The 22426-nt window shown below is 72.7% G+C and carries 24 protein-coding genes and 2 tRNA genes; 11 read left to right on the forward strand and 15 right to left on the reverse strand.

Going from position 1 to position 22426, the window contains the following annotated elements:
* Nucleotides 1–50 precede the first annotated feature (50 nt).
* Entirely contained in the window at nucleotides 51–707 is a 657-nt protein-coding gene (gene orn / locus BM127_RS07610) for an oligoribonuclease (RefSeq protein WP_091196669.1), read from the forward strand.
* 46 nt (nucleotides 708–753) lie between these two features.
* Nucleotides 754–829 (forward strand) — tRNA-His (locus BM127_RS07615).
* Nucleotides 830–896: 67 nt separating this feature from the next.
* Here BM127_RS07615 and BM127_RS07620 read toward each other — a convergent pair.
* The 3 genes from BM127_RS07620 to BM127_RS07630 are packed head-to-tail and all read right to left on the reverse strand — an operon-like array spanning nucleotide 897 to nucleotide 2694.
* The gene (locus BM127_RS07620) at nucleotides 897–2012 is read right to left on the reverse strand and encodes an FUSC family protein (protein ID WP_157829528.1); all 1116 of its coding nucleotides are present in this window, start codon (nucleotides 2010–2012) and stop codon (nucleotides 897–899) included.
* A gap of 14 nt (nucleotides 2013–2026) precedes the next feature.
* Nucleotides 2027–2290 (reverse strand): metal-sensitive transcriptional regulator, encoded by a 264-nt coding sequence (locus BM127_RS07625; RefSeq protein ID WP_091196674.1) that lies wholly within the window; start codon nucleotides 2288–2290, stop codon nucleotides 2027–2029.
* The gene (locus BM127_RS07630; protein WP_091196677.1) at nucleotides 2290–2694 is read right to left on the reverse strand and encodes a DUF302 domain-containing protein; all 405 of its coding nucleotides are present in this window, start codon (nucleotides 2692–2694) and stop codon (nucleotides 2290–2292) included. The genes BM127_RS07625 and BM127_RS07630 overlap by 1 nt, the downstream gene beginning before the upstream one ends.
* A 62-nt stretch (nucleotides 2695–2756) precedes the next feature.
* On the opposite strand from BM127_RS07630, the gene BM127_RS07635 reads away from it, so the two are divergent.
* The 5 genes from BM127_RS07635 to BM127_RS07655 are packed head-to-tail and all read left to right on the forward strand — an operon-like array spanning nucleotide 2757 to nucleotide 7709.
* Nucleotides 2757–3071, forward strand: a complete 315-nt coding sequence (locus tag BM127_RS07635) for a rhodanese-like domain-containing protein (RefSeq protein WP_091196680.1) — start codon at nucleotides 2757–2759, stop codon at nucleotides 3069–3071.
* Nucleotides 3071–4438 carry an MBL fold metallo-hydrolase gene (locus BM127_RS07640; protein ID WP_091196683.1) on the forward strand — a complete coding sequence of 456 codons (1368 nt, stop codon included), beginning with the start codon at nucleotides 3071–3073 and terminating at the stop codon, nucleotides 4436–4438. The genes BM127_RS07635 and BM127_RS07640 overlap by 1 nt, the downstream gene beginning before the upstream one ends.
* Nucleotides 4435–5262: a sulfite exporter TauE/SafE family protein gene (locus BM127_RS07645; protein ID WP_091196685.1), complete on the forward strand. Its 828-nt coding sequence runs from the start codon at nucleotides 4435–4437 to the stop codon at nucleotides 5260–5262. Before BM127_RS07640 ends, BM127_RS07645 begins: the two co-directional genes overlap by 4 nt.
* Nucleotides 5263–5303: 41 nt before the next feature.
* The gene (locus BM127_RS07650; protein WP_091196688.1) at nucleotides 5304–7484 is read left to right on the forward strand and encodes an MMPL family transporter; all 2181 of its coding nucleotides are present in this window, start codon (nucleotides 5304–5306) and stop codon (nucleotides 7482–7484) included.
* 42 nt (nucleotides 7485–7526) lie between these two features.
* A complete protein-coding gene (locus tag BM127_RS07655) occupies nucleotides 7527–7709 on the forward strand; it encodes a hypothetical protein (RefSeq protein WP_091196753.1) in 183 nt (60 codons plus the stop codon).
* A 4-nt stretch (nucleotides 7710–7713) separates the two neighbouring features.
* Here the strand turns inward: BM127_RS07655 and BM127_RS07660 are convergent, their stop codons facing one another.
* Entirely contained in the window at nucleotides 7714–8106 is a 393-nt protein-coding gene (locus BM127_RS07660) for a MerR family transcriptional regulator (RefSeq protein WP_198554218.1), read from the reverse strand.
* A gap of 60 nt (nucleotides 8107–8166) precedes the next feature.
* Here BM127_RS07660 and BM127_RS07665 point away from each other — a divergent pair, with 60 nt between their 5' ends.
* A complete protein-coding gene (locus BM127_RS07665; protein ID WP_231263316.1) occupies nucleotides 8167–9681 on the forward strand; it encodes a SulP family inorganic anion transporter in 1515 nt (504 codons plus the stop codon).
* On the opposite strand, the gene BM127_RS07670 is transcribed toward BM127_RS07665, so the two are convergent.
* Nucleotides 9673–10596 (reverse strand): universal stress protein, encoded by a 924-nt coding sequence (locus BM127_RS07670; protein ID WP_091196782.1) that lies wholly within the window; start codon nucleotides 10594–10596, stop codon nucleotides 9673–9675. The two genes, BM127_RS07665 and BM127_RS07670, sit on opposite strands and share 9 nt — an antisense overlap.
* Nucleotides 10597–10746: 150 nt before the next feature.
* On the opposite strand from BM127_RS07670, the gene BM127_RS07675 reads away from it, so the two are divergent.
* From BM127_RS07675 to BM127_RS07685, 3 genes are all read left to right on the forward strand, one after another.
* On the forward strand, nucleotides 10747–11811 hold the full coding sequence (locus BM127_RS07675) for an NAD(P)-dependent alcohol dehydrogenase (RefSeq protein WP_091196784.1): 1065 nt from the start codon (nucleotides 10747–10749) through the stop codon (nucleotides 11809–11811).
* 17 nt (nucleotides 11812–11828) lie between these two features.
* Nucleotides 11829–13400, forward strand: coding sequence for a phytoene desaturase family protein (locus BM127_RS07680; protein WP_091196787.1), 1572 nt, complete (start codon nucleotides 11829–11831; stop codon nucleotides 13398–13400).
* 55 nt (nucleotides 13401–13455) lie between these two features.
* Nucleotides 13456–13531 (forward strand) — tRNA-Lys (locus BM127_RS07685).
* A gap of 48 nt (nucleotides 13532–13579) precedes the next feature.
* On the opposite strand, the gene BM127_RS07690 is transcribed toward BM127_RS07685, so the two are convergent.
* The 10 genes from BM127_RS07690 to BM127_RS07730 all read right to left on the reverse strand — a co-directional run.
* Nucleotides 13580–14119: a copper resistance CopC family protein gene (locus BM127_RS07690; protein WP_175507345.1), complete on the reverse strand. Its 540-nt coding sequence runs from the start codon at nucleotides 14117–14119 to the stop codon at nucleotides 13580–13582.
* Nucleotides 14095–15075, reverse strand: a complete 981-nt coding sequence (locus tag BM127_RS07695) for a polyprenyl synthetase family protein (protein WP_157829529.1) — start codon at nucleotides 15073–15075, stop codon at nucleotides 14095–14097. Before BM127_RS07695 ends, BM127_RS07690 begins: the two co-directional genes overlap by 25 nt.
* Nucleotides 15072–16457, reverse strand: a complete 1386-nt coding sequence (locus BM127_RS07700; protein WP_091196796.1) for an alkaline phosphatase family protein — start codon at nucleotides 16455–16457, stop codon at nucleotides 15072–15074. Before BM127_RS07700 ends, BM127_RS07695 begins: the two co-directional genes overlap by 4 nt.
* Before the next feature lie 35 nt (nucleotides 16458–16492).
* Complete coding sequence (gene eboE / locus BM127_RS07705; RefSeq protein ID WP_091196798.1) at nucleotides 16493–17665, reverse strand: metabolite traffic protein EboE; 1173 nt, start codon at nucleotides 17663–17665, stop codon at nucleotides 16493–16495.
* Nucleotides 17665–18537, reverse strand: coding sequence for a TatD family hydrolase (locus tag BM127_RS07710; RefSeq protein WP_091196801.1), 873 nt, complete (start codon nucleotides 18535–18537; stop codon nucleotides 17665–17667). Before BM127_RS07710 ends, eboE begins: the two co-directional genes overlap by 1 nt.
* 1 nt (nucleotide 18538) lies before the next feature.
* Nucleotides 18539–19168, reverse strand: a complete 630-nt coding sequence (locus BM127_RS22190) for an EboA domain-containing protein (protein WP_198554219.1) — start codon at nucleotides 19166–19168, stop codon at nucleotides 18539–18541.
* Between the two features lie 5 nt (nucleotides 19169–19173).
* On the reverse strand, nucleotides 19174–20043 hold the full coding sequence (locus BM127_RS22195) for a sugar phosphate isomerase/epimerase family protein (RefSeq protein WP_175507346.1): 870 nt from the start codon (nucleotides 20041–20043) through the stop codon (nucleotides 19174–19176).
* Nucleotides 20040–20915 (reverse strand): SCO3242 family prenyltransferase, encoded by an 876-nt coding sequence (locus BM127_RS07720; protein ID WP_091196802.1) that lies wholly within the window; start codon nucleotides 20913–20915, stop codon nucleotides 20040–20042. Before BM127_RS07720 ends, BM127_RS22195 begins: the two co-directional genes overlap by 4 nt.
* Nucleotides 20912–22048: an inositol-3-phosphate synthase gene (locus tag BM127_RS07725; RefSeq protein WP_091196805.1), complete on the reverse strand. Its 1137-nt coding sequence runs from the start codon at nucleotides 22046–22048 to the stop codon at nucleotides 20912–20914. Before BM127_RS07725 ends, BM127_RS07720 begins: the two co-directional genes overlap by 4 nt.
* A 1-nt stretch (nucleotide 22049) precedes the next feature.
* On the reverse strand, nucleotides 22050–22426 hold a 377-nt coding region (locus BM127_RS07730), incomplete at its 5' end, for a sugar phosphate isomerase/epimerase family protein (RefSeq protein WP_244889163.1).

A 22426-nucleotide genomic window follows, 5' to 3' on the forward strand; every position in this document is an offset into this window, starting at 1 on the left:
AGGAGGTGAGCCTGAATCGACCCTGAGAGGCATGGGTAGTGTGACCGCTCGTGAGCGACAGACTGGTGTGGATCGACTGCGAGATGACCGGCCTCGACATCGGCGCGGACGCGCTGATCGAGGTGGCGGCCCTCGTGACGGACTTCGAGCTCAACGTGCTCGGCGAGGGCCTCGACGTGATCATCAAGCCGTCGCAGGAGGCGCTCGACCAGATGATCGACTTCGTGCGCAGCATGCACGAGAAGTCGGGACTCCTCGACGAGCTCGCGAGCGGTACGACGCTCGCCGACGCCGAGGAGCAGGTGCTCGCCTACATCAAGGAGCACTGCCCCGACGGCAGCCGACCCCCGCTCGCCGGCAACACCGTGGCCACCGACCGCGCCTTCCTCGCCCGCGACATGCAGGACCTCGAGTCGTTCCTCCACTACCGGATCGTCGACGTCTCCTCCATCAAGGAGCTCTCGCGCCGCTGGTACCCCCGCGCCTACTTCGCGGCCCCGACCAAGCGCGGCAACCACCGCGCGCTGGCCGACATCCAGGAGAGCATCGAGGAGCTGCGCTACTACCGCGAGGCCGTCTTCGTGCCCCACCCCGGCCCGGACAGCACGTCGGCCAGGGAGATCGCAGCCCGCCACGGGGGCCAGCTGACCGGTCTCGGCCCGGACGTGGCGTCCGACGCCGACCCGGATTCCGGCTCTGCGGGCTGATTGCCCTACACTTCTCGTCGTCCTCGCCTCAGCGCGAGCAGACATGGTGGGTATAGCTCAGCTGGTAGAGCGCCGCCTTGTGGTGGCGGATGTCGCGGGTTCAAGTCCCGTTACTCACCCCAGGCAGATCGAGCCCCCGACCGCGAGGTCGGGGGCTCGATCTGCGTCTGCGTCCGGGTCCGGGCCCGCTCAGCCGGCGGCCGCGGTGCCGCGGCGGACCGGGATCCGCAGCGGCAGCCGGTTGCCCCCGATCGGGTTGGCCTCGGCGACCACGTCCATCGCATCGACGATGTTGCGCAGGTTGATGATCAGCGCGCCGTAGATCGGCCACTCCGGCGACCGCTCGGTGGACCGCAGCTCCTCGGCGAAGACCTCCAGGCGACGGCGTACGTCGACGAGCGCGGCCGGGTCGGCGGACCGGGCACCGCGCCCTGCGTCGCCGAGCATGGCAAGCCACGGGTCGGCGAACGCCGCTCCCCAGGTCTCCCGGTGCGCCTGCTGGCTGCCGAGCGTGCGGGCGAGGCTGCGGGTCTCGGCGACGGCTTGCTCCATCCGTCGCAGGAGCCCGTGCCACTGCTTCGGGTCCTTCATCGCCCGCGCCGAGCGGCGGGGGTTCATCCGCGCGCTCTCCTGCGCCTGCCGCACCAGTGCCCAGGCGTGCTCGAGGTCGCCGTCGAGGTCGCGGGTGCGGTCGATCCAGGCGGCGACGTCCGCCTCCTGGCAGCCCTCCCCCAGCCCGTCGGCGATGTCGACCAGCAGTGCGCCGATCCCGTCGTCGATGCGGTCCATCGCCTCGGCAGCCGTACGACGTCGCAGCGGGGGCCAGACAAGCACGTTGACGAGCAGCCCGACAGCCACGCCGATCCCGGTGTCGACGAGCCGGGAGATGAGCAGGACGTCGCTCTCGAACCCCGTGGTGAGGACCACCAGCCCGGTGGTCGCGATGGTCGTGGCCTCGACGCCCAGCCACGGCACGGCGCCGAGCACCAGCGCGACGACCAGGAGCAGGGCGATCGATCCGGTGGTGAGCCCGAGCGCCTCCCCCACCCCGGTGGCGAGCAGCACGGCGACCACCGTGGCCGCGACCTGCTGGGCACCCTTGGAGAAGGTCCGGTAGACGGTGGCGTGCACCACCAGCAACGCGGCCCACGGGGCCAGGAACGGCTGCGGCAGGTCCAGCACGCTCGCGGCGATCACCCAGGCGGCGACAGCGGCCAGCACGGTCTTCACCAGCTGCAGGACGTCGTTCCACCAGATCGGGTCGCCGAGGCGCCTGTCGATCCGCTCCCTCACGCTCTCGCTCATCTGACGGACCCTAGTCATGCCAGCGACAGGAACAGCTTCTCCATCTTCTTCACGTCCACGCTGTCGACGCCGTCGCCCGCAGTGAGGCACTGCTGCAGGCCGCTGGCGACGATCGCGAAGCCCGCCCGGTCCAGCGCCTTGGACACGGCGGCGAGCTGGGTGACGACGTCCTCGCAGTCACGGCCCTCCTCCAGCAGGCGCAGGACGCCGGCGAGCTGGCCCTGGGCGCGCTTGATGCGGTTGATGACGGGGGTCATCTGGGTCGGGTCGAGTTCCATCAGTGCTCCTTGTCGAGTGCGGCCAGGGCGTCCAGCGCGGACGTGAGCCGGTGCTTGGCGTCGGTGGCCACCGACTCCAGTGCCCCTCCGGCGAGGCCCATCATCGCGTCGGGGTCGAACGCCTCCACGACAGTGGTCGCCGCGTCGACCGACCGGACCACGACGTTGCACGGCAGCACGGCGGCGATCGAGGGATCGACCTGGATGGCCGCATGGGCCAGCGCAGGCCGGCACGCCCCGAGGATGACCTGGGGCGGCAGGTCGACGTCGAGCTTGGCCTTCATGGTCGCCGCGAGGTCGATCTCGGTGAGGATCCCGAATCCTTCGTCGGAGAGGGCGTCGCGCGTGGCGGCGACCGCGTCGTCGTACGGCATCCGGAGCGTCCGGCTGATCGTGTATTCCATGAGGACAGCATACCCCCGGGGGTGTTTTGCATTCTCCTTGGATACCCCCTAGGGTATTTCTCATGACCACGACACCCGAGATCTCGCTCGAGGACTACGCCGCAGAGCGCGAGACCGCCACGACCGTCGACGTCCGCGAGCGCGCGGAGTACGCCCAGGCACACGTCCCCGGCGCCGTCCTGATGCCCATGGGTCAGCTGGCCTCGCGCCTGGGCGAGCTCGACCGATCGACCCGCGTCCACGTCATCTGCGCCTCCGGCAACCGGAGCAGGGCGATGACGGACCTGCTGGTGGCCCAGGGCTTCGACGCCGTGTCGGTCACCGGCGGTACGCAGGCCTGGATCCGGTCCGGGCGCGCAGTGGGGGTGGGTCTGTGATGAGCGACCTCACCGTCATCGCGATCGACACCCCGACCCTCGGCGACCGCAGCTACCTCGTCCACGACGGCGAGGTCGCGTTCGTCGTCGACCCGCAGCGCGACATCGACCGGGTCCTCACCCTCCTCGACGACCACGGCGTACGCCTCACCCACGTCCTCGAGACCCACATCCACAACGACTACGTCACCGGTGGCCTCGCGCTCGCGCAGCGCATCGGTGCCCACTACCTCGTCAATGGCGAGGACGACGTGTCCTTCATCCGCACCCCCGTGGCGGATGGGCAGGTCGTCGAGGTGGGTGAACGTATGCGCATCACCGCGCTGGCAACCCCCGGCCACACGTTCACCCACCTCTCCTACGTGCTCGCCGACGGCGACGACCAGGTCGGCGTCTTCTCCGGCGGTTCCCTGCTCTACGGCGCGACCGGGCGTCCGGACCTCCTCGGCCCCGAGCACACCCACGACCTGGTGCACCACCAGCACGCCTCGGCCCACCGGCTCGCCGACCTGCTGCCCGACGCGGCCAAGGTCTACCCGACCCACGGCTTCGGGTCGTTCTGCTCGGCCACGCAGTCGGACGCGACCTCCTCGACCATCGGTCGGGAGAGGCACGCCAACCCGGTCCTGACGCAGGACGAGCAGACGTACGTCGACGAGCTGCTGGCCGGCCTCGGCCCGTGGCCCGCCTACTACGCCCACATGGCGCCGGCCAACACCGCCGGACCGGCCGAGCCCGACCTCTCTCCCCCGGCGGTGGCCGACGCGGCCGAGCTGCGCTCGCGCATCGAGGCCGGCGAGTGGGTCGTCGACCTGCGCAACCGCATCGCGTTCGCGGCCGGCCACGCGCCCGGCACGCTCAACTTCGGGCTGGACGGTGGCTTCGCGACCTATCTCGGCTGGCTGATCCCCTGGGGCACCCCGCTGACCCTGCTGGGCGAGACCGTCGAGGACGTCGCCGAGGCGCAGCGCGAGCTCGTGCGGATCGGCATCGACCGTCCGGCCGCCCACGCGACCGGCACGCCGCACGACTGGACCGAGGGCGAGCTGGGCTCGTTCGCGACGGCGACGTTCGCCGACCTCGCCCAGGTGCGGCACCACCGCGAGGTGGTGGTCCTGGACGTACGCCGGGCCGACGAGCACGACGCGGCGCGGATCGACGGCGCCGTCAACGTCCCGCTCCACGAGCTCGTCGACCGCATCGGCGACGTGCCGGCGGGAGAGGTCTGGGTGCACTGCGCCGGGGGCTACCGCGCGTCGGTCGCAGCCTCGATGCTCGACGCCGCGGGCCGCTCGCTCGTCGCCGTCGACGACTCCTTCGACAACGCCGAGAAGGTGGGCCTCCACCTGGTGGGGCCCGACGCGTGACCCTCGCCCTCGCGGTCGTCGCCGGCGCACTCATCGGGCTCAGCCTCGGCGCGCTCGGCGGCGGCGGTTCCATCCTGGCCGTCCCAGTGCTGGTCTACACCCTCGGGCAGAGCCCGGCGCAGGCGACGACGGGGTCACTGGTCGTCGTGGCCGTGACCTCCCTGGTCGGGGCGATCGCGGCCCACCGGGCCGGCAACGTCCTGCTCGCCCGCGGCGCCGTCTTCGGCCTCGTCGCGACCGGCGGCGCCGTCGTCGGTGCTCGCGCCTCGGCCGCCGTCGCGGAGCCGGTGCTGCTCGGCGCCTTCGCCGTGCTGATGCTCGTCGTCGGCACGCTGCTCGCCGTACGCCAGTGGCGCGGACGGCACGCCGACGCGGGCGAGGGGACCACCCGGCGGCCGGGGCTCGACGACCCGATCATCACCTTCAGCCCGACCTTCGCCTGCCAGTGCCCCCGCGCGCTGAAGGTGCTCGTCACGGCCACGGCGGTCGGCCTGCTGACCGGGTTCCTCGGCGTCGGCGGGGGCTTCCTCGTCGTACCCGCGCTCCTGATGGCGCTCAGCCTCCCGCTCGAGTACGCCGCGGGCACCTCGCTCGTCGTCATCACCATCACCAGCAGCGTCGCGCTGCTCGCCCGCTCGGGCAGCGGCATCGCCCCCGACTGGTGGCCCGTCGTCGCCCTCACCGCTGCAGCCGCCGTGGCCGCCGTCGCCGGCGCCCGGGTCGCCGACCGGGCCGACACCCGCCGCCTCTCCACCGCCTTCACCGGACTGGTCCTCGCCGTCGCGGCCTACACGGCCGCCCAGGCCCTGCCCGCCCTCGTCTAACCCGTCTCCGCACCACACCCCCCGACAGGAAGAGCACTCCCATGACGTCGACGGCCACCCGCCGCCACGCTGCCCACCGATCCACCGCCTCCGACCCCGACGGCCTCGGCCACCGCCCCGGCCCCCTCGGCCGGCTCGGCGTGTGGGTCACCCACCACCGCCGCCTCACCGCGGTCGTGTGGCTGCTGCTCATCGTCGGCCTCGGGGCCTTTGCCCCCCAGGTCGAGGCCAACCTGTCGGGCGCCGGCTGGCAGGCCGACGGCTCCGAGTCCGTCGCCGTGCAGGAGCTGGCCACCGAGAGCTTCGGCGGCAACGCCAGCTCCGCCATCCAGGTCGTCGTGCACAGCACCGACGGGCCGGTGACCGAGGGCCGCGGCCAGCAGGTCATCGACGAGGTGACTGCGGTGCTCGACGCCGAGCCCCGCATCGCCGACGTGATCGCCCCTCAGCCCGGCGCCTCCCTGAGCCAGGACGGCTCGACCGCCGTGGTCCTCGCCGGCGCCGGCGCCGACCCGAACGAGATGGTCCGTGTCGCGGACGACCTCAAGGGCGAGCTCGAGGCGCTGTCGGGCGACGGCATCGAGGTCAACCCGACCGGGGCGTCGCTGCTGTGGTCCGACTTCAACGAGGCCAACCTCGAGGCGATGCTGAAGTCCGAGATGGTGTCCTGGCCCGTGACCCTGGCGATCCTCGTGCTCGCGTTCGGTGCGCTCGTCGCTGCGGGCCTCCCCCTCATCCTGACCCTCGCGGGCCTGGTGGCCTCGGCCGGCTCGCTGGTGCTGATCAACGAGCTCGTGCCGGTCTCGATCTGGGCGATGAACTTCGCCATGATGTTCGCCCTGGCCCTCGGCATCGACTACGCCCTCTTCCTCGTCGTGCGGTTCCGCGCGGCCCGGATGGGCCACCACGAGACCCCGCGGCAGGCGATCGCGGAGACCATGGACACCGCCGGCAAGGCCGTGCTCCTGTCCGGCCTGACCGTGCTCGTCTCGCTCTCGGCCGTGATGCTGGTGCCGTCACCGTCCTTCCGGTCGATGGCCGGCGGCATCATCCTGGCGGTCGTCTTCGTGCTGGCGGCGACATTGACCCTGCTCCCCCTCGTGCTGTTCGTGCTGGACCACCGCATCAACAAGCTGGCCCTGAAGTGGGTGCACACCGGCGAGCACCGCTCGGCGCGCTTCGCCGCGTGGGGTGAGCGCCTCTGGAAGCGACCGGTCGCCTTCGGCCTCGCCTCCGTCGTCGTCCTCCTGGTGCTGGCCGCACCGGTCCTCGGCCTCAGGACCGCCATGCCCTCGATCCAGGTCCTGCCCGAGGACGCCAGCGCACGCGTCGGCTACGACCAGGTCAAGGAGTCCTTCGGGGACGGCGCGCCCGGCACCCTCCAGGTGGTCGCGGACCGGGCCGACGCCGAGGCGTCGTACGACGTCCTGAGCGCGGACCCGGGCATCGCGGGCGTCATGCCCGCCCAGCCCGCCGCCGACGACAGCGACCTCGTGCTCCTCCAGGCCGTGCCCGACGTGGACCCGTCCGACCCCGCACTCGGCGCGACCGTCGACCGGCTGCGCAGCGACCTGCCCGCCTCGGCGCTCGTCGGCGGCGCGGCCGTGGAGAACCTCGACCTCAAGACCCAGCTCGACGAGTCCACGCCGCTCGTCATCGGGGTCGTGCTCGCCCTGGGCTTCCTGCTCCTGCTCGTCGCCCTCCAGGCGCCGCTGATCTCCCTGCTCGGCACCCTGGCCAGCCTGCTGTCCACGGCCGCGGCGTTCGGCGTCGCGCGGCTGGTCTTCCAGGAGGGCATCGGCGCCGACCTGCTCGGCTTCGAGCCTCAGGGCTTCCTCGACGCGTGGGCACCGGTCTTCTTCTTCGCGATGATCTTCGCGATCGCGATGGACTACACCGTCTTCCTCCTCGCCTCCGCCAAGGAGCACTACGAGAAGTCGGGCGACCCGCGCGAGGCGATGGTCGGCTCGCTGGCCCACTCCGGCCGGGTGATCTTCGCCGCCGGCGCGGTCATGGTGGCGGTGTTCTTCACCTTCGCACTCTCCGGGCCACTGCCGCCCAAGGAGATGGGCATCGTGCTCGGCGTCGCCGTGCTCCTCGACGCCTTCCTGGTGCGACTCGTGCTGCTGCCCGTCATGCTTCGCCTCACCGGCAGGGCTGCGTGGTGGAGCCCCCGCTGGCTCACCCGCGTGCTGCCGAGGATCACCTTCTCCCACGGCTGACACCACTCCCCCTCCACCCCCTCACCACAGAAGGAGCACTCCATGTGCCGAGCAACCCGATGCAAGACCTGCGGCCGGACCACCTGGGCCGGCTGCGGGCAGCACATCAGCCAGGTCAGGGCCGGCGTCCCGGCCAAGGACTGGTGCAACGGCCAGCACAGCGCCGACGAGAAGGCGGCCGCCGGCACCGGCGGCGGCTTCTTCTCGCGCCTCTTCGGCCGCTGACGCCTCAGTCGGCCTGCGCGTCGATGAGTGCGATGAACTCGTCGGCCATGTCGAGCTGGCGCACGAGCGCCACGCGGCGCTCGGTCGCCTCGGCGCGGATCGCGTGCAGCCGGGTGCGTACGGCGTCACGGTCCGCGGCCGTGGTGCCGGGTGCCTCGAGCGCCTCGAGGTCGCGCATGACGTCCTTCATCTGGTCCAGGCTGAACCCGAGGGGCTTCATCCGTCGGATGACGAGGATCTTCTCCACGTCCGCGTCGGTGTAGAGCCGGAAACCACCCTCGGTGCGACCGGAGGGCTGGAGCAGGCCGACCTCCTCCCAGTGCCGCAGGCTGCGCAGCGACAGCTCGGTGCGCGCGGCGACCTCGCCGATGTGCATGACGCTCGCCTGCTCGTCCACGTCGTTCCCTCCCGTTGCGGATGCCAACTCTACCCTCACGTGAGGTTAGGGTTCCTGCTCGTGCCCCAGTCTGCCGCCACCACGTCCCGACCCGAGCTCGCCCCCACCGTCCGCAACGCCCTCCGCTCTCCGAAGATGCTGCGCACCGAGGTCCTGGCCGGCCTCGTCGTCGCGCTCGCGCTCATCCCGGAGGCGATCTCGTTCTCGATCATCGCCGGGGTCGATCCCCGCATCGGACTGTTCGCGTCGTTCACGATGGCGGTCTCGATCGCGTTCCTCGGTGGCCGGCCCGCGATGATCTCGGCCGCCACGGGCGCCATCGCGCTGGTCATCGCACCGGTCGTGCGTGAGCACGGCTACGACTACCTGGTCGCGACCGTCCTGCTCGGCGGTGTGCTGCAGGTCGTGCTCGGGCTCCTCGGGGTGGCCCGGCTGATGCGCTTCATCCCGCGGTCGGTGATGGTCGGCTTCGTCAACGCCCTCGCGATCCTCATCTTCCTCGCCCAGGTGCCGCACCTGGTCGACGTGCCGTGGCTCGTCTACCCGATGGTGGCCGTCGGCATCGCCGTCATCGTGGGCCTGCCGCGGATCTCGGGCGTCGTACCCGCTCCTCTGGTCGCGATCGTCGCGCTGACCGGCTTCACGCTGCTCGCGGCGATCACCGTTCCCACCGTGGGCGACGAGGGCGAGCTGCCCGACAGCCTGCCGACCCTGTTCTTCCCCGACGTCCCGTGGACGCTCGAGACGCTGCAGGTGATCGCGCCGTACGCCGTGGCGATGGCGCTGGTCGGCCTGCTGGAGTCGCTGCTGACCGCCAAGCTCGTCGACGACATCACCGACACCCACTCCGACAAGACCCGCGAGGCATGGGGCCAGGGCGGCGCCAACATCGTCACCGGCTTCTTCGGCGGCATGGGGGGTTGCGCGATGATCGGCCAGACGATGATCAACGTGAAGGCGTCCGGGGCGCGGACCCGGCTCTCGACCTTCCTCGCCGGCGTCTTCCTGCTGGTCCTGGTCGTCGGGTTCGGCGACGTGGTCGCCCTGATCCCGATGGCCGCCCTCGTCGCGGTGATGGTCATGGTGTCGGTCGGCACCTTCGACTGGCACTCGGTCCGACCCTCCACCCTGCGCCGGATGCCCCGGTCCGAGACCGCGGTGATGGTGTCCACCGTGGTCGTCACCGTGCTCAGCCACAACCTCGCCATCGGTGTCGGGGTGGGCGTCCTGGTCGCGATGACCCTCTTCGCGAGGCGCGTCGCCCACCTCACCGAGACCGATCGCGAGCTCGTCGAGAACCGCGACGGCACCTCGTCGGCGGTCTACCGCGTGACCGGCGAGCTCTTCTTCGCCTCGAGCAACGACCTCTACACGCAGTTCGACTACGCCGACGACCCCGACCACGTCGTCATCGACCTCACCGACTCCCACGTCTGGGACGCCTCGACCGTCGCCTCGCTCGACGCGATCACCACGAAGTACGCCCGCAAGGGCAAGACGGTCGAGATCGTCGGCCTCGATCCCACGAGCGCCGAGCGCCACGAGCGGCTCAGCGGGGCCCTGCCCTCACACTGAGGCGCGGTAGGCCGCCCGGTGGGAGCGCGGGCTGGCGAGCAGCACGGGGCAGGTCGCCTCACGGAGCACCGCCCGGGCCACCGGACCGATGTGGGAGCCGACCGGGACCAGCGGGTCGTGGCGCCCGATGACCAGCAGCTGGGCACCTTGTGAAGCCTCCAGGATCGCCTCGATCGCGCGGCCGGGGTGGACCACGACGTCCGCCTCGATCGCCACCGCCTCGTCGCCCAGGGCGTCGAGGGCGGCCCGCACCTCCGCGCGGGAGCGATCGGTCCAGCGGCGGTGCTCGGCGTCCTCGACGACGAACCCGTCGTGGTGGACCGGGAGCGCCCACGAGTGCACCACGCGCAGGTCGGCGCCGCGGGCGCGTGCCTCGGCCGCAGCGGCGGAGAGGACCTCGGCCGAGCGGTCCGGGACGTCCACCCCGGCCACGACGACCGGAGTGCCCGCGGGACGCGTCCAGCCGCTCGGGACCGCGACGACGGGGACGCGCAGGTGCGCCGCGACTCCCCCGGCCACGGTCCGGTTGACGATCCGGTTGAGGCGGGAGAGGTGCCGGTGCTCGAGCACGACCATCCGGGCCGTACGCCCCGCCTCGACGAGCACCTGCACCGGAGTGCCGCGCCGGAGCTCGTGCGTCACCGGCACGGCGCCGTCGACGAGGTCGTCGGCCCGCTTGACCGCGAGCGTCAGCAGCTCACGGCCCCAGGCCTCGACGTCGACCGCGGTGAGCAGGACGGTCTCGGGACCGGACGGCACCACGTGCACGGCGTGGACGAGGTGCAGGCCGCACCCGACGCGTACGGCCTCGTCCGCGGCGAACGCGAGCGCGGACTCGATCTCGTCCGGTCCGATGCCCACGACGATCGGCGGGATGCTCGGGTGGGTGCTGGGGCTGCTGCTCAGTGCGGTCATGACGCTCTCCTCGACTGGGTTCCGGCACGTCCACTCTCCGCCGGCCCGCCGCCGGCACGAAGGGTCCTTGGGCCCGCGACGTGGCGGCAAAGGGCCCTGCTGCCCGGGCTGCCGGACGGTCAGGCCGGAGGGGAACCTGAGGAGGTCGACATGCGCGCACTGCGGTTGAGGGAGTGGAAGAGCGAGCCCGTGCTCGAGGAGGTGCCCGTGCCCGAGCCCGGGCCGGGCCAGGTGCTGGTGCAGGTGGGGGCAGCGGGTGCGTGCCACTCCGACCTGCACCTGATGCACGAGTTCGAGCCGGGCACGCTGCCCTGGAGCCCGCCCTTCACGCTGGGCCACGAGAACGCCGGGTGGGTCCACACCCTCGGCGACGGCGTGACCGGTCTGGCCGTCGGCCAGGCGGTGGCGGTCGTCGGCGCATGGGGCTGCGGGTCCTGCGAGCACTGCCTCGACGGGCTGGAGACCTATTGCGAGCGCCCCGACCTGGCGCCGGTGCCCGGTGGTGGCGGAGGGCTCGGCCTGGACGGCGGGATGGCGGAGTTCCTGCTGGTGCCGGCCGCGCGCCACCTCGTGCCGATCCCCGACGGGCTCGAGGTCGTCGACGCCGCGCCGCTGACCGACGCCGCGCTCACGCCCTACCACGCCGTACGCCGCTCGCTGGGCAAGCTGCGTCCCGGCAGTACCGCGGTGGTGATCGGTGTCGGGGGGCTCGGCCACCTCGGCGTCCAGGTGCTCAAGGCGATCACCGCGGCCCGGGTCATCGCGGTCGACGGCCGCGACGCGGCCAGGGTAGCCGCCACAGAGCACGGCGCCGACCTGGTGCTGGACCCCGGGCCCGACACCGCGGCACAGATCCGCGAGGCCACCGGCGGACGCGGCGCCGACGTGGTGCTCGACTTCGTCGGCTCCGACGAGACCCTGGCCACGGCGGCCGCGTGCGTGCGCCAGCTGGGCGACATCACGATCGTCGGGATCGCCGGCGGCACGCTGCCCGTCTCCTTCTTCGGCCTGCCCTACGAGGCCAGCGTCCAGACCACCTACTGGGGCAACCGGCGCGAGCTCGTCGCCGTGCTCGACCTCGCCGCCCGAGGACTGTTGCGCGCCGACACGACGATCTACCCGCTCGAGGACGCGGTCACGGCCTACGACGACCTGGCCCACGGTCGCGTCACCGGCCGCGCGGTCATCGTGCCCAACGACGCGTTCACGGGCTGAGGGTCTAGGTTGGGCCGGTGAATTCCGGCAGCAGCAGCTATGACGTCGTCGTGGTCGGCGGTGGCCACAACGCCCTGGTGAGCGCGGCCTACCTCGCCCGCGCCGGCCTCTCGGTCCTCGTGCTCGAGCGGCTCGACCACACCGGCGGCGCGGCCGTCTCCGTCGAGCCGTTCGCCGGCCAGCCGGCCCGCCTCTCGCGCTACTCCTACCTGGTCAGCCTGATGCCGGAGCAGCTGATGGCCGACCTGGGCCTCGACATCCGCCTCGCCTCGCGCACCACGGCGTCGTACACGCCCTGGACGCGCAGCGAGCGCTCCGGTGGGCTGCTCGTCGAGCGGCCCGAGGGCGAGGCGACCCGCGCGTCGTTCCGCGAGCTGACCGGTTCGGACGAGGAGTACGCCGCGTGGCAGGACTTCTACGCCGAGGTCGGTCGACTGGCCGAGGTGGTCTCGCCGACCCTGATGCAGCCCCTCCCGCTCGAGCGGGACGTGCGGGCGCTCGCCGACGAGCGCATCTGGAACGACGTCGTGACGCAGCCGCTCGGCCACGCGATCACCTCGCGCTTCACCGACGACACGGTCCGCGGCGTGGTCGCCACCGACGCCCTCATCGGCACCTTCGCCTCGATGGACGACCCGTCGCTCATCCAGAACCGCTGCTTCCTCTACCACCTGATCGGCAACGGCACCGGTGAGTGGCGGGTGCCGATCGGCGGGATGGGTGCGGTCACCGACGCCCTCGCGAAGGCCGCCGTCGACGCGGGCGCAGAGATCCTCACCGGGGCCGGCGTCAGCGCCATCACCCCCGGCGCCGACGGCGCGGAGGTGACCTGGCACGACAGCACCGGCCAGCACGCGGTCACTGCGCGCCGCGTCCTGTCGGGGGTCGCGCCATGGGTCCTGCGGATCCTCCTCGGCGAGGGTGAGGACGAGGACAACAAGCCGTCCGGGTCCCAGCTGAAGATCAACTTCCTCCTCGACCGGCTCCCTGCGCTCGCGTCCGGCGCCGACCCGGCGACGGCCTTCGCCGGCACTCTTCACCTGGCCGAGGACTACACCCAGCTCGAGCAGGCGTACGCCGCCGCTGCCGGCGGTGCGGTGCCCGACCCGATGCCGGGCGAGGTCTACTGCCACAGCCTCAGCGACCCCTCGATCCTCGGCGACCGGGCCGGCTCGGCACACACGCTGACCTACTTCGGGCTGCACACGCCCGCCGCCCTCTTCGACGCCGACCCGGGCGCTCGCGACGTCGCGATCGGGCGTGCGCTCGCCTCGCTCAACGCGGTGCTCGCCGAGCCCCTCGAGGACTGCCTCGCCACCGACGCCGACGGCCACCCGTGCATCGAGACCAAGATCCCCCAGGACATCGAGAAGGACCTCGCGATGCCCGGCGGCCACATCTTCCACGGTGACCTCGAGTGGCCGTGGGCCAACAACCGCGCCCGGCTCGACACACCTGCCCAGCAGTGGGGCGTCCAGACCGAGCACGACTCCGTGCTGCTGTGCGGATCGGGCGCCCGGCGCGGTGGCGCCGTTTCGGGGCTGGGCGGCCACAACGCCGCCCAGGCGGTGCTGGCCGAGCTCGGATGAGCCCTCGATTTTTGGTGGGCGTCCTCCGCTGATAAAGTTCCACTCGCTTCACCACGCGCCATTAGCTCAATTGGTAGAGCAGCTGACTCTTAATCAGCGGGTTGGGGGTTCAAGTCCCTCATGGCGTACCAACAGTTGCAGCAGGTCAGAGGCCCTTCACGGAGAGATCCGGGAGGGCCTCAGCCGTTGTCGGGCCCGGTCGCTGTCGAGCGGCGGCGCCTGAGCAGCGCCAGTGCCACCGCGGCGGCGACCAGGACGAGCCCCGCAGGCAGGACGGCGGCGAAGCGTCCCTCCGACGGTGGGTCCTCGCCCGACGCCTGAGGCTCGTCCCCGGACGTGCCGGTCGTTGCGGCAGTGGAGGTCGGTCCCACCTCGAAGTGCACCTCTCCGCGCACGTCGTGGCCGTCGGCGGACACCACGTAGTACTCCAGCGTGTAGGCGCCGTCCACGCCCTCCCACAGGGTCTGGCGCACCTCCGGCCCGATGGACGAGGGGGCACCGTTGGTCACGCTCCCCTCCGGACCGACGACGGTGATCTCCCGGATCTCGCTCACCGCGTCGGAGAAGGTCAGGAAGGCGCGCGAGGGCAGTGCCTGGACCACACCGTCAGCGGGAGGGTCGGAGAAGAGCAGCTCGCCGTGGGCTGCTGCGGGTGGGGCCGGCGCCCAAGCCAGCAGCACCGCCAGGAGCACCATCAGACGGAGGACGAGGTGCGGCACGGCCGGAGCTCCCATGCTCGAGGGTCGGAGGCGTCGTCGAGACGACCGAACGCCGTGGTCAGTCGTGCGTCCAGGTCGCGATCGGCCGGGTCCACGGCGGCCCGGGCCGCTCGCCGCAGGGCCCCACCCGCCCAGGTCGCCAGGGCGGCCGCTCCGGGACCGGGGCGCAGTGCTGCTCGCGCCTCCTCGAGCTCGTCGGCGATCAGGCCGGCGACCTCCTCCAGGCCGTCACGACCCGAGAGCAGCGAGATCGCCGTCGGGACGCCGTTGGTGGCGTCGGCGCCGGTCGGCTTGCCCATCCGCCCGGCATCGCCGACGAGGTCGAGCAGGTCGTCGACGTGCTGGAAGGCCATCCCGAAGTGGAGGCCGAACGTGCCGTGCGCCTCGACCACCCAGGGCGCTGCCCCCGCGGCCAGCGCGCCGATCTCGGCGCTCGACCGGAAGAGCTCGGCGGTCTTGAGCGAGGCGTACTCGGCGTGCGCCTCGAGCGACGGCGACTCCGCGAGGCCCGCCTCACGGAGCTGGCCGGCCGCCATGCAGTCGAGCGTGCGCGCCCACACCCCGGACGCGGCACCCGACGAGCGGGCCGCTGCCGCCGCCCCACGGGCGAGGAGCAGGTCGCCGACGACGATCGCGGTGGCGACACCTGCGCTCGCGACGACCGACGGTCGCCCACGGCGTACGTCGGCGGCGTCGATGATGTCGTCGTGCACGAGGGTCGCGACGTGCAGCAGCTCCACCGACAGCGCACCCTCGATGACGCGGCGCTCGACGTCGGCGGTCCGGCCGAGGTCGCTCCCGGTCGCCACGGCACTCCTCAGCACGAGGTCGGGGCGCAGCAGCTTGCCCGGCCGCAGCGCGTCGCCCACCAGTCGGTCGACCCGGGCGACGCCGCACGACGGCGTCGTCCGCAACCGCTCCCGGACCCGCTCGAGCAGGTCGTCGACGTCGCTCACGGCACCGACACCTGCGCGGGGACCGCACCGGCGAGCTCGAGCAGCAGGTTCCTCACCTCGGTGGCGGCCATGCGCTCCGGCAGGGCCCCGGGGCGGTCGCACAGCACCACGGGGGCGTCGGCATCACGAGCCGGCAGTCGACCGTGTGTGCCGCGCACCGGCGCGGGATCGAGCGGCACCACCTTCATCGCGTAGCGCAGCCCGGCCGCCTTGCGAGCCAGGGTCAGCGCCGCCTTCGCCTTCACCAGGCGGTCCTGCGGGTCGAAGAAGAGCTCAGCCGGGTCGTAGCCGGGCTTGCGGTGGATCTCGACGCCGCGCGCGAAGTCGGGCGCACGGTCGTCGTCGTCCCAGTAGTAGTAGGTGAACCAGGCGGTCGCCTCGGCGACCAGCACCAGCTCGCCGGCACGCTCGTGGTCGAGTCCGGCCGCCGCCTTGCCTGCGTCGTCGAGCACCTCGGCCACGCCGGTCAGCCCGGCGCACACCGTCCGGACGCGCTCGAGGTCGGCCGGGTCGGCGACGTAGACGTGCGCCACCTGGTGGTCGGCGACGGCGAACGCCCGGGACGTCCACGGGTCGAGGTACTCCATGCCGTCCTGCGTGTAGACCTCCAGGAGGCCTGCCGCGCGGAGTGCCCGGTTGACGTCCACGGGCGTGTCCGCCGCGGTGATGCCGTACTCCGACAGCACCACGACCCGGGCGCCGAGGCGCCCGGCGTCGTCGAGCAGCGGCGCCAGCGCGGCATCGACGTCGCGCGCGGCCCGGTGTGCCTGGGCCGACGCGGGGCCGAAGCGCTGCAGGTCGTAGTCGAGGTGCGGGAGGTAGGCCAGCGTGAGGTCCGCGCGGGGCATCAGGTGCCGGGCCGCTCCCACGATCCACTCGGTCGAGCGGATCGAGGCGGTCGGTCCCCAGTACTGGAAGAGCGGGAACTCGCCGAGCGCCGCGACCAGCTCGTCGCGCAGCCCGGGCGGTCGGGTGTAGCAGTCGGGGGCCTTCTTGCCGTCGGCGTAGTAGATCGGGCGCGGGGTGACCGTCCAGTCCGTCGATGCCCCCATGGCGTACCACCAGCAGACGTTGGCGACGGTGTAGCCGGGCAGCTCGCGACGGATCGTCTCCCACACCTTCTCCCCCTGCACGAGGGCGTTGTGCTGGCGCCACAGGTGGACCTCGCCGAGGTCACGGAAGTACCACCCGTTGCCGACGATGCCGTGCTCGGTCGGCGTCAGACCGGTCAGGAAGGTGGACTGCACGCTGCAGGTGACCGCAGGCAGGACGGGGTCGAGCACCGCCGACGATCCGGTGGCCGCGAGGCTTCGCAGGCGTGGCATGTGCTGGAGCAGGTCGGGGGTCAGCCCGACCACGTCCGCGACGAGCAGCTTGTCCATCAGGTCCTCCGGGGTGCAGGTGTGGCGGGTGGGGGTCAGAGTGGGGTGAGGCCGAGCGCGACGAGCTCGGCGTGCACCCAGGCCAGCTCGGCCGCGAGGCCGGAGGCGAGCGCTTCGTCGTCCTCGGGTGCTCCGCCCGGCAGGACCGACCACGTGTAGGTCTCGACCTCCAGGTGGTCCACCCGAGCGACCGGGCCACCCAGGAGCGCGGTGAGCGAGGCCTCCAGCTCCTCGCGTGAGCTGTGCAGCGGCGGTTGCGGGTCGGCGTGGACCGGAACGTGGAAGTGGACGCGCCAGGGCGTGTCCGTGGCGAGCGGGTCGCCGCCGTCGAGGGCGTCGGGAAGGTCGTCGCGGCCCTCGACCTCGTGACCGTGCGGTCGTTCCTGCCGCACCTGGTGGAGGAACCGGTCCTCGGCGTACGACGCAAGGGCGCGTCGCGTCGTCGCGTCCGCGGGGTCGTCCACGACCAGCGCCGACGCGGGCTGGGCCTTGACCACGCGCAGGCCGGCATCGTCGAGCAGGCGCAGCGCCCGCTCCGCGTCGTCGAACCCGACCGCGAGGTGGCAGAGGTCGAGGCAGACACCGATCCGTTCGCGGTCGACCGTCGCGAGCCGGTCGACGGCCTCCTCCACGGTCTCGACCACGCACCCCGGCTCCGGCTCGATGCCGACCACCACGCGGCGCCCGGTCTCGGCCTCCAGCGCGGCCAGACCGGCAGCCAGCTCGGAGAGGCGGGCCTCGGCGAGCCTCTGGTCGTCCCGTGACCACGGGTTGTGCCACGCCAGGGGCAGGGTGGAGATCGAGCCGTGGTCGGCATCGTCGGGCAGGAGCCTGGCGAGCACCCGCGCAGCCGCCAGGGTGTAGTCGAGGCGCGCGCGTGAGGTCCACGCCGGGAGGTAGACCGAGTGCTTGACCGTCGGCTCCTGGAAGGCGGCGTAGGGGAACGCGTTGACCGTCACCACCTCGACACCGTGCTCGGCGAGCCGGCTCCGGACGAGGCGTACGCCGTCGGGGTCCTCGGCGAGCCGGTGGGCGGCACCCGCCGGCAGCCAGAGGCCGAGGCCGACGAGGTCGCTGCCGAGGGCCCGGCGGATGCGGTCGCCCGTCGCCGCGGCCTGGGCGACCAGGCCGTCGACGTCCTCGGCGGGCAGGACGTTGGTGCCGTAGGCCAGGTGGACCACGGTGCCGTCGCGGTGGCGCAGGCGCATCAGCTCACCTGCTGCCCGCGCAGGATCGAGTTGCCCTCGAAGAGCGACGAGGCGTCCGGCGCGGGAGCATCGTCCGTCTCGGGCAGCAGCAGCCGACCGCTCTGCGCGAAGAACTCCACCGGGTTGCGCCACAGCACGCGGTCCACGTCGTCGTCGCTGAAGCCGGCGGCCAGCATCGCCTCGCCGGTGGCGTGCGTCAGCAGCGGGTCGCTGCGACCCCAGTCGGCGGCCGAGTTGACCAGCACCCGCGCGGGACCGCGCTCCTGGAGGATCCGCACCATCCGCTGGGGATCCATCTTGGTGTCGGGGTAGATGGAGAAGCCCATCCAGCACCCGTGCGCGTCCACCGGACCGACCGTGAGCTCGTTGAGGTGGTCGACCACGACGAGGCCCGGGTCGATGCCGGACTCCTCGACCAGCTGGAGCGTACGACGGGTGCCGCCCTCCTTGTCGCGGTGCGGGGTGTGCACCATCGCAGGCAGCTCGAACTCGACCGCGAGGTCGAGCTGTCGCCGGAAGGCCCGCTCCTCGGCCGGCCCCATCGAGTCGAAGCCGATCTCGCCGACGGCGACCACCCCGTCCTTGGCCAGGTAGCGCGGCAGCACGTCGAGGACCCCGTCGCAGCGGGGGTCGTTGGCCTCCTTGGGGTTGAGCGCGATCGTGCAGTGGTGGGCGATGCCGAACTGCGACGCCCGGAAACGCTCCCAGCCCACGAGGGCGTCGAAGTAGTCGGTGAAGGAACCCACGCTGGTCCGCGGCTGGCCGAGCCAGAAGGCGGGCTCGACGACGGCGCGCACGCCGGCGGCGTGCATGCGCTCGTAGTCGTCGGTGGTGCGCGACGTCATGTGGATGTGGGGATCGAAGATGCGCATCTCAGGCCTCCGGGCGGGTCAGGGTCGTCAGGTCGTGCACGAGCAGGGCGTCGTCCGGAACCGGACGACCGGCCGCCTCGCGCTCGTCGATGTAGCGGCGCACCATCTCCGTCAGCTCGGCGTCGGCGCGGACGGCGAGGTCGGACACTCCGGCCAGCGGCACGCCGACGAAGAGGCACTTGAGCACGCCGTGGCGCCAGTCGTGCGGTGACAGCCGCCGGGCGTGCGGGCCCATGGCGGCTGCCACCAGTCGTGGGTCGTTGGTGCGGAGCGCGTCGAGGAGGACCGCGGAGCCGTCGACAGCGGGGTCGTCGATCCCGCCCAGCGCCAGCAGCACGGCACGCTTCTCGTCCGCGTCGCCGTAGCGGTAGAGCTGGTCGAGCTCGTCGAGCAGCGCGCCGGGAGCGAGCCGGGTCGCGGCGATCGCCACCAGCTCGACGCGGACGGCGTCCTCGAGGCGGGGGCCACCGGCAGCGAGGTCGCCGCGCGCGGTGCGGCGGGCAGCAGCGGGAAAGACGCGGCCGAGCGTGGTCGCCCCGGCAGCCAGGACCGCGACCATGTCGTCGAGGGCCCGCCTGGCGTCGTCGGACAGGGCGCTGCGCAGCTCCTCCGGAGGCGCGAGGGGACGCACGGACGTCATCGTGCCTCCCGTGAGGCGCCGACGGGCTGGCCGAGCCGGTCCAGCGAGGCCTGCAGTGCCGTCATCGTCGAGGCCGCGACGGCGGGGGCCGCGTGCGAGTGGCGCGGCAGCTCCACGCACGCCAGACCGGCGTACCCCGTCTCGACCAGGGCGCCGAGGACGCGGTCGAGGTCGAGGTCGCCGGTGCCCAGCTCGAGGTGCTCGTGCACGTCGCGCACCATGTCGTCGACCTGCACGTTGGCGAGCAGCGCACCGGCGTGCCGCACGGTGTCCTCGGGGGTGCGCGGCTCGTTGCAGACCAGGTGGCCCAGATCGAGGGTGACCCGCAGGTGCTCGGGGTGGCCGAGCCGTCGACGCAGCTCCAGCACGTCGTCGAGGGTCGCCAGGAACATCCCCGGCTCGGGCTCGACGCAGAGGGTGACGCCGAGGTCCGCGGCGTCGTCGAGGACCGGGCCGAGCCCGTCGACCACCCGCCGCCACAGGCGTACGCCGTCCACCTCGGCGGGCGCCGTTCCGGACCAGCAGGACACTGCCTCCGAGCCGAGCTCGTGGGCGATGCGCACGGCGCGGCACAGGAGCTCGACGCGGCGCTCGCGTCCCTCGTCGCTGACCAGGGTCGGCTCGTGCTTGCGCCACGGGTCGAGCACGTAGCGCGACCCCGTCTCCACGACGGAGGCGAGGCCGTGGGCATCGAGGCAGCGCCGGGCGTGGGCGACCTGCGCGGGCAGGTCGCCGAAGGGATCGAGGTGGGGCTGGTCGAGCGTCAGTCCGACGCCCTCGTAGCCGAGCGAGGCGACAACGCTGCAGGCGTCGCTGAGTCGGTGGCCGGCGAAGCCGTTGAGCCCGTAGCCCAGGCGCACGCTCATGTCGGTCCCACTGTCCGGGCGGCCCGGCGGAGCAGCGGACCGGCCGCGGCCACGACGAGCGCCGGCAGCATCCGTCCGCGGGCGGCCAGCCACCCGGCCTGCAGCAGGGTCAGTCCACCGATGCCGGCGCCGGTCGCGGCACGCGCGTGCACCGCATCGGGTGCGTCCACCGCACGGGCCTGGGGCACACCGACCGCGGCGCCGTAGAGCACTGCGAAGCCGAGGGCGACCCATCGGTGGCCGGGCCGGACGTCGTCCTGCCACGTGGCCGCGACCAGCACGACGATCGCCGCGCCGGTGGCCACCAACGCCGCGACAGCGGTCGCCGGCGTCGCCCCGTGCACCTCACCGCGGCTGAGCACGGTGACCCCGAGGGTGTGCACCGCCACCGAGGCGGCTGGGGCGACAGCCAGGGCGGGCGCTCCGGCCGCACCGAGCAGCACGTCGAGACCTCGGGTGGAGGCCATGACCAGGGGGCCGAGGGGCGAGTCCTTGGCCAGCACGTCGTAGGTGGCGATGAGCACGGCCAGGGGGACGCTGGTCCGGAGCGCCCGCCGGCCACCCACCAGCGCGGTGGCCGCCAGGCCGGCACCGCCGAGCGATCCCGCGACGCAGAGGGCCGCCCCGGCCGGCACCCGGCCCGTGGGGATGACGCGCTCGGGACGCTCGACGGCATCGACCTCGCGGTCGGCCCAGTCGTTGAGGGCCATCCCGGACCAGTAGAGCAGGACCGATCCGATCGGCATGAGCGCCGCCTGCCCGGTCGGCGCACCGGACCAGGCTGCGCCGGACCAGGCGTCGCCCGGGACCGTCAGGGCCGCGGGCAGCCGGACCAGCTCGGCGAGGTCACGTGGCGCAGGGAGGCCGGTCATGCACCCAGCCCCCCACGCCAGGCGACGAGGTCGCGCCACTGCTCGGACAGCCGGTGCTCGGTGCCACCGACCGGGTCCTTGAAGAAGAAGGCGAGCGCGGGCTGGGGCCCGGAGCGGCCGGCTTCGTGCGCCGCAGCCACCAGTCGTACGAGGTCGAGGACCAGCGGGGCGGCCAGGGACGAGTCACACCCCTGCCAGGTGAGCTGCAGGGTCATCCGGGTGCCGAGGAAGCCGTCGAACCGGACGTGGTCCCACGCGGTCTTCCACTCCCCGAGGTCCTCGACCTGGTCGATGTGCATCGGGCCCGGGACGGGCCGACCGACCATGGCGTCGAGCCCGCTGCGCTTCGCCACGGTCTTGCTCCGAGCAGCCTCGGGGTCCGACAGCGTCTGGCCGTCGCCACCACCGAGGAGGTTGACCGACGTCCACGACCGCAGCTCCAGGGCGCGCATCGCGAACATCGGCGCGAGGGCCGACTTGAGCAGGGTCTCCCCGGTCTTGCCGTCGCATCCGGCGTACGGCAGTCCGGCGCGAGCGGCAGCCTCGACCACCACCGGCAGGCGCAGGCACGGGCTGGGGGTGAAGGACACGTAGGGCGCGCCTGCGCGGAAGGCCGCGAGTGCATAGACCGCGCCCACGGGGAGCCGGTCGTCGAGGTCGACCACGTGGTCGGGTTCGTCGACCGGGGGCTGGGTGCTGGCGACGTCGACGACGACCACCCGCGCCAGTCCGTGCCGCTCGCGGAAGTCGGCGATGTCGCCGGCGAGCCGCTCCACCGCCTTCGTCGCGGTCTCCTCCCCCGCGACGTAGCCGGGCCGCACCTCCGCGTCGATCGCGTCGAGCCCCGCGCCGATCGCGCTGACGACCGCGGCCGGCACCACGCCGCCGGCGACGAGCGCCTCGGCCTTCTTGGGTACGCCCTGCGAGCTGACGTCGTGGCCGCCGAAGACGAGGGCGCCGAGGTCGGGCAGGCCGTCGGGGTCCAGCTCGGGCAGCTCGGTCACCAGCCCGGTGGCCGGCGCGAGGCCGTGGGACACGCCGAGGGCGCCGACCACTGCCGTGGTGGCGACCGAACCACGGGCGCCCACGAACCACACGCCGATCCTTGCCGGGTGGAGCGTCTCGTCGCTCATGTCAGGACGTGGTCGAGAAGGCGGCGTCGAACGAGGCGGACGGGGCGTCGAACGCCAGGCGACGCACGAACTCCAACGCCTCCGGCGCACCCACGAGCCGGTCCATCCCCGCGTCCTCCCACTCCACCGAGATCGGCCCGTCGTAACCGATCGTGTTGAGCATCCGGAACGACGCCTCCCACGGCACATCACCATGCCCGGTCGAGACGAAGTCCCACCCCCGACGCGGATCCGCCCACGCCAGGTGCGACCCCAACCGACCATTACGACCATTGCCGACCTGACGCTTCGCGTCCTTGCAGTCCACGTGATAGATCCGGTCCTTGAAGTCCCACAAGAACCCCACCGGATCCAGGTCCTGCCACACGAAGTGCGACG

The sequence above is a fragment of the Nocardioides alpinus genome (genome assembly GCF_900112035.1).
GTDB classification, from domain to species: Bacteria; Actinomycetota; Actinomycetes; order Propionibacteriales; family Nocardioidaceae; genus Nocardioides; species Nocardioides alpinus.